Genomic DNA, 14,719 nt, shown 5'->3' on the forward strand with positions numbered 1-14,719 from the left:
GGGGGAACAGTGAGCGACGGCAACTACTTCGACGGCCAGGCGGACAAGGTCTTCCAGGCGCGCGACGTCTACGGCGACGTGCATTTCCACGGGCCGCAGCAGCCCGCGGCGCCGGTGTTGCAGGTTCAGGCGCCGCCGAAGCATTACCGGAACAACAAGCCGCAGCTTGATTTGCTGACCGAGATTCATGACGAAGCGCTGGACCGGGTCGCGATCGCGATCGTGCGGGGTGCGCCGGGCAGCGGGCGGACCACGTTGTGCGAAACCTGGCTGCACCAGCATCAGGACCGGTTCGACCGGTTCTACGAGGTGCGGGTGGGCCATCGGGTGGGCGCGGACGTGCTCGCCGAACTGCTGTCCAAGCTGGGATACGGGCTGGACGAGATGCCGGCGAGTCTCGAAGCGCGCGCGGCGATGTGGCAGTCGCGGACCGCTGGGTTCAAGGTCGCGCTGCTGGTCGACGACGCGTTGAGCGCGGCTGAGGTCAAGGCGCTGCTGCCGACGCGTCCCGGGTCGTACGTGCTCGCGGTCGGATCGGACCTGGAAGCGTTGCGGGCCCGGTATTCCGCTCGGGACGTCGAGCTGGAGCCGTTGAGCGACGACGCGGCGCTGGGCGTGCTGACCGCGCTGGTGGGCGAGGAAAAGCTCGCCGCGGAGCCGGAACAGCGGAAGGAACTGCTGCGGATCTGCGCTGGTTCTGCCGCGGAGCTCAACGTCGCGGGCATGCTCCTCGCGCGGCCGGACGCGACGGTGCGGCGGCTGCTCGCGCGGATCCGGGCGAAGGGCGCGCTGGCCAGCGCGGTGTTCGACGTCGCTTACGACCTGATGGGTGAGCACGAACAAGCCGGGTACCGGTTCTTCGGCGCGCATCCGGGCAGCGGCGACGTTCGGCTGGAAACTGTCGCGGCGGTACTCGGTCTCGAAGAGTTCGAGGCTGAGGACGCGTTGCAGAAACTGGTTTCGGCCAAACTGCTCGAGGTCATCAAGGGCCGGTACCGGATGTCCGAGCTGGCTCGCTTGCACGCCGCCGGGCTGGCTGGCGACCTCGAGGAGATCGTGGTCGGGTACTACGCCCGGCAAGGGCTCGAGATCGCGGAACGGGCGCTGCGCACTCGCTGGCCGGAGAAGATCTGGGAGGGCTTCGTGCCGGCGTCGTTGCCCGAGGCCGACGCCTGGGAGTGGTTGTTCGCCGAGCAGGCGAATTTGCTTGCCGCGGCGGAGGCCGCGTTGCAGACCGGGGCGCACGAGGACGTTATCCGGCTGGCCAGGGCGTTGTGGCCGGTCTACAAGGACGGTGCCTATCCCGTTGAGCTGGCGGCGGTGAGCCAGGACGCGGTCCAGGCCGCGCAGGCTGCTGGGATGCCGCTTGCCGAAGGGCTGGTTCGTACTCAGCTTGGGTTCGCTCGGATGCAGCGGCGGGATTGGGCGGCGGCGAGGGAGCAGTACGCCGCTGCGGCCGAGCTGGCTACGACTCCGGAGGAACACGCGTCCGCGCTGGAAGCACGCGGGCTCGCGTTCTTCGAACCTGGGTTGATCGCGCGGCAGCAGGGGCGGCCGGACGAGGCGGTTTCGTTGCTGGGCCAGGCGGAAGTCTGTTTCCGGGAAAGTCTCGCGTTGGCCGAGGCACTTCCCGATGGCCGTCGGCTCGCGTTGATCCGGATGCATCTGGCCAAGGTCGTGCCGCCGGAGGAAGCGGCCCTCCTGCTGGCACAAGCGGAGCAGAGCCTGAAGAACGAACCGGGCAACCTGGTGAAGATCAGGTTGTGGCAAGGGCGGAAGCTGATCGAGGCTGGTTCGTACGAAGAAGGCGCGGCTGTGCTGGCCGAACTTGATTCGGCGGCAGAACAGCTACGCCTGCACCGCGAACGCATTGCCGCGTTCCGGTCGCGTGCGGAGGCGGCGTTGGCCCGGGGCTTCCGCGATCAGGCGAAGGCGCACGTGGAGGACGCGGTGAGCGTCGCACAGCTGCACGGTTTTACGGCTGAGGCGACCGATCTGCTGATCTGGCTTGGCCGGCTCTGACTATCCATAGTGGACAGTAAGCCGCACCTCGTGTTTGCGGCCGCCTGCGGTGAAGGGCAGTTGTCCGGGGAAACCGAGGCCTAGCTGAGCGCGCTTGTAGAGCAGCGACGGCACGGCTTGCGGCAAGTCGGTGCCGGTGAAGGAGACGACCAAGCCGTCGCGGCTGCCGGCCAGCCAGCCTGATCCGGCTGGGCAGGCGGCCCATTCGCAGCCGGGGAATTCGGCGAGTGTGACGGCGATCCAGCGGCCCGGATCGGGGAAGCGGTCGCCGAGCACGATTTCGGCGCGGCGCAGCTGACGCGGGTCAGGGCCGTCGACGTGGACGACCAGGTGGGTGTCAGGGGAGGCAGCAGTGAATCTGGTGACTTCGTCGCCGAGGATTCGGATCCATTGGGCGCCGGGTTCTGGGCGTTGGACTCGCGGCAGCGGGAACGCGGTGAATCCGGCTGGTTCGGCTGGTGGCGGTAGTCGGAGCGTGCGGTAGCCGAGGCCGGTCAGCAACTCCGCGGATTCGCCGGGGACACTGGTGGCCAGTTCGGTCGCGGCGATCAGGGCTGCTGGCTGGGTCGCGGTGCGCAGTTGGCCGGCCAGGTTTTCGTCGGTCAGCGAGGGGGCGGCGCGCAGCAGGGCGGCTACCGGGGAATCCGGATCGACGGCTTCGTGCGGGGCGGCGGCCAGCAGGACCGGGGTGCCAAGGCAGGCGGAGTAGTAGGTGACGGAGCCGTGGTCGCCGATGGTGACGTCGGCGGCTACTGCGGCTGGTTGCCACAGATCTTCTTCCGGGAGGATGATTACGCCCGCGCGTTCGCATTCCCGCAGCCACATTTTCAGTTGCCACGGGTAATGGCCATGGCCGATGTTCGGGTGCAGCGCCAGGACGACGGCGAATTCGTCCAGCGGCAGTTGCCGGGCGATCCGGTCAGGAAGGTCGGGGCCGGATCCGTACGACGAGAGCTGGCCCCACGTGGACGAGATCAGCACCAGGGTTTGTTCGCCGGTTACGCCGAGGGCTTGGCGGTAGGACTCGCGCAGTTCGCGGGCGTCGTGCAGGCGGTCGAGACAGGAGTCTCCGGCGATGACGGCGTGGTCAGCGGCTTCCGGGCAGTACTGCCGCAGCCGGGTGAGCTGTTCGGGATGCGAGAGGACGTGATGTTCGGCGATCACCTCGCCGTTGTGCATCAGCCATTGCTCGGATAACCCGAAAACCGGTTTCCGGTTTCCGGTTTCCGGTTTCCGGTTTCCGGTTTCCGGTTTCCGGTTTCCGGTTTCCAAGAATTTATTATAACCCATTCCGTGCGGCAAAACAGTCAACGGAGCCCGCAATTTATGCAAATCCCCGCCGTAACTCGCCGCCAGTGCCCAGTCGAAGTCCTCCGCCACGACGTCGTCCCACGGCTCCAGCGGGATGCCGCGCGCGGCGAGGTACTCCTCCGTCCCCCGGGTGAACGCGCTCGAATCCGGGCACGTGAACACCACCTGCACCCGGGGATCCCCGGCGAACAACGGCAGCACGTCCAGCAGCCGGGTCGCCGCGGTGACGTTGTGCACTACCGCCAGCAGCGTCCGTTCCGTGGGCACAGTGCGCCATCGGCGCGGCACGGGGTAAGACGACGAAGGCACGGAGAGCGATCCTACCGATCGCGCTCCGTGCCGGTCGCCGGAAAAGGCTCAGAGGCTGATATTGCCTTGTACGTCACGCAACTGAACGACCTTGGCCCCTTCGGCGACGGTGCCCACGTGGTTCGTCACCCCGCCGCTGCGGGCTTCCTGGTGCACCTCGAATTCGGTGCGCAGGGCCGCGCCGAACTCCGGGTCCTGACGGCTGGCCTCGTCGAGGCGTTCGGCCAATGCGGTGACGGTGGCCGGGTTGTCGGGGGTGGCCGCCTCCAGTTCCGCGGTTGCCTTGCTGTTGCCGGAGAACTTGCGCTTGACCAGGTCATACAGCCCGGTCGCGGCCTTCGTGGCCAGCGCGGTGGCGACAGCGGTCAAGATCGGCTCGGGCATGCGACTCTCCTCAGGTCGACGGCCCCTCCACCGTACTCACTTCGCGTGCTCGTCGATCCACTCGGCGATCACATCGATGCGGGACGTCGTTTCCGCGCCGGTGTGCGGGCAGTCCGGGCCGTTGTTCTCGATCGAGATCAGCTTGCCGTCGGTGAAATACGGCGCGCCCGTGTCGTAGGTGCACGCGCTGGTGGACGCTTGCGGCGCGACACCGTGAATGCCGACCGTCGTGCCGCCGACCGACGAGATTTTCATCGTGCCCTGCTGCAACTGCTTGGACGGCACCGGATTCTGCGCCGTCCGGCTGCCCCAGCCCGCCAGCGTCACCTGCTGTCCGACGCCGGGCACCAGGTGGTTCACCGTGAGCGGGGTGACGCCCTGGACCGGGCTGTCGAGCTGCGCCAGCGCGACGTCGTTCGGGCCGGCTTGCAGGACCTGCGTGACCTTGCGCTGGACGCCTTTTTCCTTGGTCTCGTCGACGAGGCCAAGCGACACCGTCGTCGGGTACGGCACCGGGCCGGACACCCGGTTCTTGTTGGCGTCGTGGAAACAGTGGCCGGTGGTGACGATCCACTGCGGCGCGACGAGCGCTGCCGAACAGAAGCTCGAGTACGTGCTTCCGTTCGGCAGCGGGATTCCGGTCATGCTCAGCTTCGCGGCGAAGCCGAATTGGCCTGCTGGGACGTCAGAACCGTTGGCGACGGCCAAGGCCGGGCTCGCGGTGAGGATGGGCAGGAGAACTGCTGCGGAGATCGCGGCGCGGACGCGCATTCTGTCCCTTCGTCCGGGTCACCGGCGGACGCCGATGAACTCGGCCTTCCACGCTAACGACACCGTCCGCGATGCGGAATTCCCTTGATGGGCGACGAAAACCGACCGATCTCGCGACTTGTCCTCACTGGGTGTGCGAGGCGATCCAGTCCTTGAGGATGTCGACACGCGCGGTCGTCTCGGGCGTCGCGTGGGGGCAGTCCGGGCCGGTCGACTCGACCGAGATCAGGCGGCCGGTGTTGTCGCCGTCGTCGACGAAATACGGCGCGCCCGAGTCGTAGCTGCACGCGCTGGTGTCCTTCTTCGGCGAGACGCCGATGATGCTCGCGGTGGTGGCGTCGGAGCCGACGACCTGCATCTCGCCCTGCTGCAGCTTGTCCGACGGCTTCGGCGAAACCTCGGTCAGGCTGCCCCATCCGGCGAGCAGCACCTTTTGGCCGTTCGTCGGCGCGGCGGGAGAAACCGTCAGCGGCTTGATGTCGGTGACCGGCTGGTCGAGCTTGGCGATCGCGACGTCGTTGATGCCTGCCTGCTGCACCTCGGTGACCTGGCGACGCTCGCCCTTGCCCGGCTCGTCGGTGGTCGCGCCGAGAAGCACCGAAGTCCCGTACGGCACCGGGCCGGAAACCGGCTTGCGATTGACGTCGTGGAAACAGTGCCCGGCGGTGATGATCCATTGCGGCGCGATCAGGGAACCCGAGCATCCGCTCGAATAGGTGGTGCCGTCCGCGCGCGGGATGACGGGCATGGACAGCTTGGCCGCGAACGGATACTCGCCGGGCGCCACATCGTTGCCGTTCGCGACCGCGGACGCGGGAGCCGCAACGGCCAGCGCGGCGCCGGCGGCGAGGAAGGCAGCGGAAAGGGCAGCACGCAAACGCATGAAATATCCTCCGGAAGACGACTACTCAATGCGAACGTTAGGCGCCTTCCGGTTCCCCCGAAAGGGGGATCAGCCGGGGCTGCCCGTTCGGGCTTTCCCGGCTGCCCGCGTTTCTTTCCGATCAGCTCACGCCGACGAGATCGACGACGAAAATCAGCGTTTCGTTCGGGGCGATCACGCCGCCCGCGCCGCGTTCGCCGTAAGCCAGGTGCGGCGGGATGACCAGCTGGCGGCGGCCGCCGACCTTCATGCCGGTCACGCCCTGGTCCCAGCCCGGGATGACCTGGCCCGCGCCGAGCTGGAAATCGAGCGGCGCGCCGCGGTCGTAAGAGGCGTCGAATTGCGCGCCGGTGGAGTGCGAGACCCCGACGTAGTGCACGCTCACCGCATTGCCCGACTTGGCTTCGGGGCCGTCGCCGACAGTGATGTCTTTGATCTGCAGCTCGGCGGGCGGCGGTCCGTCCGGGCGCTCGACTTGGGGCTTTTCCACGCTCATGGGGCTCACCGTACCTATCGGGCAAACGCTGCGCCGGATGGAGTACCGCCGGACGGACTACTCCCAACGAGGGGATAAACGCGAAAACTCTTCACATGTGCGCTACCCGTCGGTAGCGTGCGCTGGGTCACCCTGGGGCATCCTTCGTGGACGGAGCTTGTGGCATGCGACGACGCATTCCCATCCTGGCCGCGGGCGCGGTAGCCGTGCTCACGGCCGGGCTAGTGCAGATCGGGACCGCGGCACCGGCTTCCGCCGCGTTGCCCGGCAACGATTACTGCGCCGGCCAGTGCAACGACATCCTCCCGCCAGGCGAGAACGGCAGCGCGACGCTCGCCGAAATCCTCGCCAACAAGGCGTTCGGCACCCAGCCCGGGCACGCCGACGACCAGCTCGGCAAATACGCCGACCTCGCGGGCGGCTACAAGACGCTGACGACCGACACGATCGGCAAATTCTTCAACGACTCGTCCTTCGGCGTGCCGGCCGACCAGGTCGCGAGCACGCTGAAACCGCGCGACGACGTGACGATCACGCGCGACAAGGCGACCGGCGTCCCGCACATCCAGGGCACGACGCGGTCCGGCACCGAATACGGCGCGGGATACGCGGCGGCGCAGGATCGCTTGTGGCTCATGGACATCATGCGTCGCGTCGGCCGCGGTCAGCTGACTTCGTATGCCGGAGGGGCGGAAGCGAACCGCGAGCTGGAGCAGTCTTTCTTCGCCTCCGCGCCTTATACCGAGGACGAACTGCAGCAGCAGATCGACGCGGTGGCGGCGAGCGGCCCGCGCGGCAAGCAGGGTCTCGCCGACGCGCAGGCGTACATCGAAGGCATCAACAAATACATCACCGATTCGCACAACGGCCGGTACTTCCCCGGCGAATACGTGCTGACCGGGCACGTCGACGCGATCACCAACGCGGGCACCATCGAACCGTTCAAGCTCACCGACCTCGTCGTGCTCGCCTCGGTGGTCGGCGCGCAGTTCGGCGCCGGAGGCGGCGGTGAGGTGCAAAACGCGGTCGCGAAGCTGGCGCTGCAGGAGAAGTACGGCGTCGAGCAGGGCGAAAAGGTGTGGCAGAGCCTGCGCGCCGCGGATGACCCCGAGGCCGTGAAGACCCTGCACGACGGGCAGAATTTCCCGTACGGCAACACTCCGGCGAACCCGCAGGGCGCGGCGTTGCCGGACAAGGGCTCGGTGACCAACCAGCAACTCGTGTTCGACCAGACCGGCTCGGCCGCCGCCGCGCAGCCGAAGGTCAAGGTTTCCGCGCCGAAGGACCAGGAGTCCGCGCGCGGCATGTTCGACAACGGCGTGCTGCCGGGCAACATGCTCAAGGAAAAGCACGGCATGTCCAACGCGCTGCTGGTGTCCGGCGCGAAGACCGCCAGCGGGCATCCGGTCGCCGTGTTCGGTCCGCAGACCGGGTATTTCGCGCCACAGCTGTTGCTGCTGCAGGAAATCCAGGGCCCGGGCATCAGCGCGCGGGGCGCGTCGTTCGCCGGGCTCAGCATGTACGTGCTGCTCGGCCGCGGCCAGGACTACTCGTGGAGCGCGACGACCGCGGCGCAGGACATCATCGACACCTACGCGCTGCCGCTGTGCGACCCGAGCGGCAAACCGGCCACAAAGGACTCGAACTACTACCTCTACCAGGGCAAATGCCTCCCGATGGACACCGTAGAGCGCAAGAACGCCTGGTCGCCGACCGTCGCGGACGGCACCGCCGCCGGGTCCTACACCCTGCGCAGCTACCGCACGAAGTACGGCCCGGTGACCTCGCGGGCGACGGTCGACGGGAAGCCGGTGGCGTACTCGTCGCTGCGGTCCTCGTACTTCCACGAGGTGGATTCGCTGATCGGGTTCCAGGAGTTCAACGACCCTGGCTTCGTCAAATCGGCCGCGGACTTCCAGCGCGCCGCCAACGACGTCAACTTCACCTTCAACTGGTTCTACGCGGATTCGAAGGACATCGCGTACTTCAACTCCGGCGCGAACCCGGTGCGCAATTCCACTGTGGACCCGATGATGCCCGCGTGGGGCGATCGCGGGTTCGACTGGAAGGGCTGGAACCCGGCGGGCAACAAGGCGGACTACACGCCCGCGTCGGAACACCCGCAGTCGGTGAACCAGGACTACTACATCAGCTGGAACAACGCACAGTCCAACGGTTACGCGTCCGGCGGGGCGGACAAGTCCGCCGTGCACCGCGGCGATCTGCTCGACGCGCGGGTCAAGGCGCTGCTTTCCAGCGGAACCAAGGTGACCCGGGTGAACCTGACCCAGGCGATGGAGGACGCGGCGCTGGCCGACCTGCGAGCGGAGAAGGTGCTGCCGCTGCTGTTGCAGGTGCTCGACAAAGCCCCGCTCACCGGTGCCGCGGCGGACGCCGAGGCGAAGCTGAAGACGTGGCTGCAGCACGGACACCAGCGCGTCGAGTCCAGCCCGGGCAGCAAGACCTACATCGACGCCGATGCGATCCGGATCATGGACGCGTGGTGGCCGCTGCTGGTGACCGGCGAGTTCAAACCGGCGATGGGCGACGACGCGTTCGGCGCGATGACGAACGTGCTGCAGATCAACGAAAGCCCGTCCGGCTTCCAGAACGAGACGCCGGGCAAGCACGTCGGGCAGCCGCACCAGGGTTCGGCTTACCAGCACGGCTGGTGGGGTTACGTCAGCAAGGACATCCGCACCATGCTCGGACAGCCGGTCGCGGGTCCGCTGGGCGCGAAGTTCTGCGGCGGCGGCGACCTGACCGCGTGCCGGCAGACGCTGGTCGACTCGCTGGCCACGGCGGCTGGTGAGCCCGCGAACACCGTGTATCCCGGCGACGGCGACTGCTCCGCGGGTGACCAGTGGTGCGCGGACACGATCATCCAGCGTCCGCTGGGCGGTATCGCGCACGGAAAGATCAGCACGCAGAACCGGCCGACGTTCCAGCAGGTCGTGGAGTACCCGGCGCACCGCGGCGACAACGTCTCGAATCTCGCGGCGGGCAAGCCGGTGAACGCTTCCAGCGCGGAAACCGGCTTCTACAACTCCCCGGCTTCGAACGCGGTCGACGGAAACCCGGGCACGCGCTGGGCGAGCGACTGGAGCGACAACCAGTCGATCACCGTGGACCTCGGCTCGGTGCAGCAGGTTTCGCGCGCGGTGCTGTCGTGGGAGAAGGCGTATGGGAAGGGATACAAGATCCAGTTGTCCACCGATGGCACCGACTGGCACGACGCGGCTGTCGTGACAGACGGGAACGGCGGGGCGGACAACATCTCGTTCGCGCCTTCGGACGCGCGGTTCGTTCGGATGCAGGGCGTTACGCGCGGGATTAAGTACGGGTATTCGCTGTATGAGTTCGAGGTTTACGCGCACTGACCTCTGTTGCTACTGAAATGACGATGAGAACCGCCCCGGCCAGCAAGATCGGCCGGGGCGGTTCTTTCATGAAGAGGACGCTGATGAGGCAGGCGAGGATCGGGACGACGTAGGCGTAAGTGCTGACCAGCGCAGCCGAGGTGGTGCGCAGCAGCCAGGTGTAGAGACCGAAACCGGCTAGCGAATCGACCAGGGCGAGGTAGCCGAGAGCCAGCCAGGACACGGGGGTGGGCTGGGGGAGCTCGGCGAGTTCTCCGGTTGCCGCGCCTGCGACGAGGAGAACGGTGCCGCCGCTCAGCAGTTGGACGGTGGTGGTCGCCCACGGTCCGGGGAGATGCGTCGTGCGGACGGTCAGGACGGTGCCGGCCGCCCAGACGAAACCGGCAGCGGCCACCACGAAGGTCCAGGCGTTGGCCTGTGTGCCGGTCAGCAGGGCGACGCCGGTGAAGCCGACGAGGACTCGCAGAACACCAGCCCGGGCAGGGCGTTCGCCGAGCACCGCGTTCAGCATGGTTACCCACAGCGGAAGCGCGGCGACCACCAACGCGGCAGTCCCGGCGAACGTCGTGCGTTCAGCGAGTGCCACGGTGCCTTGAGCGCCGAGCAGACAGACACCGATCGCGGCCGCCGTGCCGAATTGCCGGAAGTTCACACCGCGCAACGCGGTTGGCCGGAGCGCGAGCAACACCAGACCAGCGGCGAGGAACGCGGCACCGGAAGCCGACAGCGACGGGAGCGTGCGCACCATGACCCGCATCGCGGGAAATGACGTCCCCCAGCACAGCCAGAGGCCGACCAGCGCGAGGAAAACCATGCGGTTCAGCACAGCTCACCTGCTGCTATGCGTCCAACAACTTCTCGTCATCCGCAGCATGCGGTGAGATCATCAGACGGTGGACGTGACGGTGGCGCAGCTCGAAGCCTTGCTCGCGGTGGGGGAGCACGGCAGTTTCACCCGCGCCGGGCAGGTGCTCGGGCGGACGCAATCGGCAGTCAGCCGGGCGGTTGCCGCGCTGGAGAGCGCGCTCGGCGGACCTGTCGTGCATCGCGGTGCCGCCGGATTCACCGAACTGGGCCGCACGGTGGCGGAGCACGCGTCCTCAGTGCTCGATGGGTTGCGGGCGATCAACAATCTCGCCGCGGACGTTCGCGCGCCGAAGCTTCGAGTCGGTGCGGTGGCGAGTGCGTTGGTGCGGTTCGTGCCCATGGGAGTGCGGCGGCTGCAACGGGATTGGCCGCAGGCCCAGGTGCTCGCATTGCAGGGCGAGGACGACGAACTCGTCGCCTGGCTCGCCGACGGCACCATCGATCTCGCTGTGACCACGCAACCCGGCCCGGATTGCCAGCGAGTGATCGATGACGAATTCCTTGCGGTAGTGCCGAAGGAACATCCGGCAAGCCGCCAGGAGACGATCCGGCTTGCTGAGTTGATCCGGCTCGGGGTCGCCGATCCGGGTGGAACGTGCGGGCCCGCCTTGGCCGAAGGATTCGCCGCGCACGGGGTCGAATGGCGGCCGGATCATGTGGTTCGCGACGTCGGGACGGTGGTCGCGATGGCCTCGGCCGGAATTACCGCGGGGGTCGCGCCCGCGATGGCGTTGCCGGATCCGCCACCGGCCGCCGTCGCGGTTCGTTCGCTGGAGCCGCGGTTGTCCCGGGCCGTCTACCTGCACTACCGCCTGGCTGACCCTGACGTCGCCCACGTTGTGGAACGGCTGACCACCTGGTGATATTCGTCGCCTGCCGTTCGGAGCGTCGCGAAGTTACCGTGTCCGCATGGACGACTGGACTCCGCGGACCCGCGCGATCGCGGCGGGTCGGCCGCACGGCCCTGGTGAGCCGCTGACCACGCCGATCGTCGCTACGAGCACGTTCGAAGCCGGCGGTGACGCGGTGTACGCGCGCTCCGACGGCACGGCTACCTGGGCTGCCTTCGAAGAAGTCGTCGGGTCGCTTGAGGGTGGCACTGCGATCTCGTACGCGTCCGGCGTCGCCACGTTGTCCGCGGTGCTGGATTCGTTGCCGGTCGGGTCGACGGTTGCGGTTCCGTCGTTCAGTTACGCCGTCACGCGCGGAGCGTTGAAGCACGCACAGCAGCTCGGTCGCCTCACAGTCACCGAATTGGAGCCGACGGACACGCAGGCGTGGCTTGATTGCGACGCCGACCTGTTGTGGCTTGAGTCGCCGACTAACCCGACGCTCGACGTGATGGAGATCGAGACCATCGCGCGCGGCACGAGGGGACGCGTAGTCGTCGACAACACCTTCGCGACTTCGCTGCATCAGCAACCACTGTCGCTCGGCGCGGACATTGTTGTGCACAGCGCGACGAAGCTCATCGGCGGACACAGCGACCTTCTTCTCGGTGTCGCGGTCGCAGCCGATCAGGACATTGTCGACGAACTTCGCTCGGCGCGGACTCGGGTCGGTGCGACGCCGGGTGCGCTCGAAGCGTGGCTCGCGTTGCGTGGTTTGCGGACGCTTCCGGTGCGGCTCGCCGAGCAAACTCGCACCGCGGAATTGCTGGTGTCCCGGTTGGCGGAACACCCGGCGGTAACAAAGGTTCGCTATCCCGGTTTCGGGATGATGGCGGCGTTCGAGGTCGCGGACGCCGACGCGGCCGACAAGGTGTGCGCCAGCGTCCGGTTGATCCGGCCAGCGACGAGCCTCGGCGGGGTGGAAAGCCTGATGGAACGGCGTGCGTGGCTGCTTGGCGAGGAGCGCGTGCCAGCGGGGCTCATCCGGTTTTCCGTCGGATTGGAAGACCCGGAAGATCTGTGGCGAGATTTGCTGACCGCGCTCGGTTGATTTCCGCCATTCTTTAACGAGGGCTGTGCGGGTTGCCTGGCAACTGTTACGGTATGGGCACGACGGGGCGGATTCCCGGCAATCGGGCGGAATCATCGCTACCGGGAAGGCGTTCGTTACCGCTTTCCCTCGTGTCATTAATCACCAGCTAAAGGGTTACCCCTATGGGCTGAATCTTCGGCAGGATCAGCGGGCGCGGTGGGGGTCATCGCGCTTTTCCTCAGAGGGGTAATCATCTTGAAGAAGACCCTGGGCAGACTCGCGGGCGCTGTGCTCGCGGGCGCCCTGATCAGCCTTGCCGTCGTGCCTGCCGCGAACGCGGAGGAGGCCCCGGCGGTTCCCGTCTCGGCCCCGGCCAGCGCGACGGAGACCAGCTCGGCCACGCCGCCTGCCAGCGAGACCGGCAAGCCGACCGAGCCGAGCAAGCCGTCCGAGACCGGTGCCCCGACGGAGACCGGCAAGCCGACCGAAACCGGCAAGCCGACGGAGACGGGCAAGCCGACCGAGACCGGCAAGCCGACTGACACCAGCAAGCCGACCACGCCGACCTCCTCGGAGACCTCCACTCCGGAGGAGCCGCCGTACGTCGACGACACCGGCTACGGCGTCGACCTCGACGAGAACCTCGGCGTCGTCGTGATCGCGTGCGCGGCGGGCGAGCCGACCGGCCTGCGCTCCAACGACTTCGACCTGCTCGAGGGCCCGCACCAGGACGAGACCGACGGTCGCTACTGGGAGTGGCTGGTCAAGCGCCACGACGGCGTTTCCTTCGACAGCGGCACCGTGCGCGCGGAATGGACCTGCGGCGGCAAGCCGACCGACGGCGGCACGCTTCCCCCGGCTGGCGGCGCTGGCGCTGGTTCGGCCGGCACCACCGGCGGCCACGGCGGCTCGCAGGTGAAGTACGCGCCGAAGCACGGCATCGAGACCGGCTTCGGGGGCATGGCCGCCTGATGACCAGGAAGTACGGGCAGGGCGTCGCTCTCGCGGGCGCTCTGCTCCTCTCCCTCTCGCTGAGCGCGTGCGGTTCGGACGCCCCGGCGGCGCCCGCCGCGCAGGCCCCGGCCAGTGCGGCGGTCCCGGTGACCAAGCCGTTCACCGGGCTGCGGCCGACGTCGGTGGAGATCCCGAAGATCGGCGCGAAATCGTCGCTGATCACCGTCCTGCCGAACAAGGACGGCCAGATTTCGGTTCCGTCGGTGAAGAACCCGATGCAGGCCGCGTGGTACCGGCTTTCGCCGGTGCCGGGCGACGTGGGCCCGGCGATCGTGCTCGGGCACGTCGACGGCAACCACAAGCCGGGCATCTTCTACAAGCTCAAGGACGTGAACCCGGGCGACGAGGTCGACATCGAACGCAGCGACGGCAAGAAGCTGAAGTTCGTCGTGGACCACAAGGAACAGGTCCCCAAGGACACGTTCCCGACGCAGGCCGTCTTCGGCAACACGGACAAGCCGCAGCTGCGCCTCATCACCTGCGGCGGCGTGTTCGACCACGCCGAGCACAGCTACAAGGACAACATCGTGGTGTACGCGAACCTGGTCTCCTGACTCAGGTCAGCAACGGAGTGAGCAGCGTTCGCTGTTCCTTCGGCACGTACTCCGCGTAGTTGTCATACAGCGCCTGACGCGCCAGCCGCGCCGCCGACTCCCCGTCGGCGGCGCGGATCGCGTTCAGCACCTCTTCGTGGTGCCGCAGCCAGGAATGCATCAGCGTGCCGCGGTCGTTGGCGTGGCTGAGCTTGTCCTCGATCAATTCCAGCACCACGCCGCGGACCACTTCTCCGCTGACGACCAGCAGCGGGTTCCGTGAAACTCGGGCAATGACGTCATGGAACGCGACGTCTGCCCGGCTGAATTCGGCGTATCCGTCCGCTGCTGCCATTCCTTCCAACGCGACGTCGAGCGCGGTCAAATCCTCGGCGGTGCGCAGTTCCGCGGCCAGCAGGTGCGACGAACCGTCGAGCACCATCCGGAATTGCAGCAGTTCCGCCAGTCCGACGTGTTCCGCCCGTGCCAGCCGGTGCATCGACCGGTGCAGTGCGCCCGGGGAAGCGGCCAGCACCTCGGGTCCGCGCGGATCGCCCGGTCGCGACCGGATGAGCTCGGCTGCCTGGAGCACCCGCAGCGCCTCGCGCACGGTCGAGCGGCCGACGCCGAACTGCGTCATCAGCTCCCGTTCGCCGGGCAGCCGTTCGCCGGGTTTGAGGCGGCCGCTGACCACGGCCTCCTCGATCTGCTCGACGATCCGCTCGTAGGCGCGGACCGGAGCCACCGGTTCGAACTTCATCTTGACCTCGGTGTCTGCCGGATGCGAGTCTGCCTGAGTTACTGGTCAGACCAGTGTACTGAGCAG

Annotated in this window: 13 protein-coding genes; 6 read left to right on the plus strand and 7 right to left on the minus strand. The window is 67.6% G+C overall.

What is annotated here, in order from left to right; genetic code table 11:
* Nucleotides 1-9 precede the first annotated feature (9 nt).
* Nucleotides 10-2,022, plus strand: coding sequence for an ATP-binding protein (locus tag L3Q65_RS36340; RefSeq protein WP_237597695.1), 2,013 nt, complete (start codon nucleotides 10-12; stop codon nucleotides 2,020-2,022).
* Here the strand turns inward: L3Q65_RS36340 and L3Q65_RS36345 are convergent, their stop codons facing one another.
* The 5 genes from L3Q65_RS36345 to L3Q65_RS36365 form a co-directional block, all read right to left on the minus strand.
* A complete protein-coding gene (locus L3Q65_RS36345; protein WP_237597696.1) occupies nucleotides 2,023-3,642 on the minus strand; it encodes a hypothetical protein in 1,620 nt (539 codons plus the stop codon).
* 48 nt (nucleotides 3,643-3,690) lie between these two features.
* Nucleotides 3,691-4,026, minus strand: a complete 336-nt coding sequence (locus tag L3Q65_RS36350) for a hypothetical protein (RefSeq protein ID WP_093572255.1) — start codon at nucleotides 4,024-4,026, stop codon at nucleotides 3,691-3,693.
* A 36-nt stretch (nucleotides 4,027-4,062) separates the two neighbouring features.
* Nucleotides 4,063-4,797 carry a trypsin-like serine protease gene (locus L3Q65_RS36355; RefSeq protein WP_237597697.1) on the minus strand — a complete coding sequence of 245 codons (735 nt, stop codon included), beginning with the start codon at nucleotides 4,795-4,797 and terminating at the stop codon, nucleotides 4,063-4,065.
* 124 nt (nucleotides 4,798-4,921) lie between these two features.
* The gene (locus tag L3Q65_RS36360; RefSeq protein ID WP_182893546.1) at nucleotides 4,922-5,680 is read right to left on the minus strand and encodes a trypsin-like serine protease; all 759 of its coding nucleotides are present in this window, start codon (nucleotides 5,678-5,680) and stop codon (nucleotides 4,922-4,924) included.
* Between the two features lie 121 nt (nucleotides 5,681-5,801).
* Nucleotides 5,802-6,176 carry an FKBP-type peptidyl-prolyl cis-trans isomerase gene (locus L3Q65_RS36365; protein WP_037809223.1) on the minus strand — a complete coding sequence of 125 codons (375 nt, stop codon included), beginning with the start codon at nucleotides 6,174-6,176 and terminating at the stop codon, nucleotides 5,802-5,804.
* A 164-nt stretch (nucleotides 6,177-6,340) separates the two neighbouring features.
* On the opposite strand from L3Q65_RS36365, the gene L3Q65_RS36370 reads away from it, so the two are divergent.
* Nucleotides 6,341-9,556, plus strand: coding sequence for a penicillin acylase family protein (locus L3Q65_RS36370; protein ID WP_237597698.1), 3,216 nt, complete (start codon nucleotides 6,341-6,343; stop codon nucleotides 9,554-9,556).
* Here L3Q65_RS36370 and L3Q65_RS36375 read toward each other — a convergent pair.
* Nucleotides 9,510-10,382: an EamA family transporter gene (locus L3Q65_RS36375; protein WP_237597699.1), complete on the minus strand. Its 873-nt coding sequence runs from the start codon at nucleotides 10,380-10,382 to the stop codon at nucleotides 9,510-9,512. The two genes, L3Q65_RS36370 and L3Q65_RS36375, sit on opposite strands and share 47 nt — an antisense overlap.
* A gap of 67 nt (nucleotides 10,383-10,449) precedes the next feature.
* On the opposite strand from L3Q65_RS36375, the gene L3Q65_RS36380 reads away from it, so the two are divergent.
* The 4 genes from L3Q65_RS36380 to L3Q65_RS36395 all read left to right on the plus strand — a co-directional run bounded on the left by L3Q65_RS36380 (nucleotide 10,450) and on the right by L3Q65_RS36395 (nucleotide 13,914).
* Nucleotides 10,450-11,286 (plus strand): LysR family transcriptional regulator, encoded by an 837-nt coding sequence (locus tag L3Q65_RS36380; RefSeq protein WP_237597700.1) that lies wholly within the window; start codon nucleotides 10,450-10,452, stop codon nucleotides 11,284-11,286.
* A gap of 46 nt (nucleotides 11,287-11,332) precedes the next feature.
* Nucleotides 11,333-12,364, plus strand: coding sequence for a PLP-dependent aspartate aminotransferase family protein (locus L3Q65_RS36385; RefSeq protein ID WP_237597701.1), 1,032 nt, complete (start codon nucleotides 11,333-11,335; stop codon nucleotides 12,362-12,364).
* Nucleotides 12,365-12,601: 237 nt separating this feature from the next.
* Complete coding sequence (locus L3Q65_RS36390) at nucleotides 12,602-13,318, plus strand: hypothetical protein (RefSeq protein ID WP_237597702.1); 717 nt, start codon at nucleotides 12,602-12,604, stop codon at nucleotides 13,316-13,318.
* Complete coding sequence (locus tag L3Q65_RS36395) at nucleotides 13,318-13,914, plus strand: class F sortase (RefSeq protein ID WP_182893550.1); 597 nt, start codon at nucleotides 13,318-13,320, stop codon at nucleotides 13,912-13,914. Before L3Q65_RS36390 ends, L3Q65_RS36395 begins: the two co-directional genes overlap by 1 nt.
* Before the next feature lies 1 nt (nucleotide 13,915).
* Here L3Q65_RS36395 and L3Q65_RS36400 read toward each other — a convergent pair whose 3' ends face one another.
* Nucleotides 13,916-14,653 (minus strand): FadR/GntR family transcriptional regulator, encoded by a 738-nt coding sequence (locus L3Q65_RS36400; protein ID WP_182893551.1) that lies wholly within the window; start codon nucleotides 14,651-14,653, stop codon nucleotides 13,916-13,918.
* Nucleotides 14,654-14,719: the final 66 nt, after the last annotated feature.

It is taken from the genome of Amycolatopsis sp. FU40 (genome assembly GCF_021903635.1).
Classification (GTDB): Bacteria; Actinomycetota; Actinomycetes; order Mycobacteriales; family Pseudonocardiaceae; genus Amycolatopsis; species Amycolatopsis dendrobii.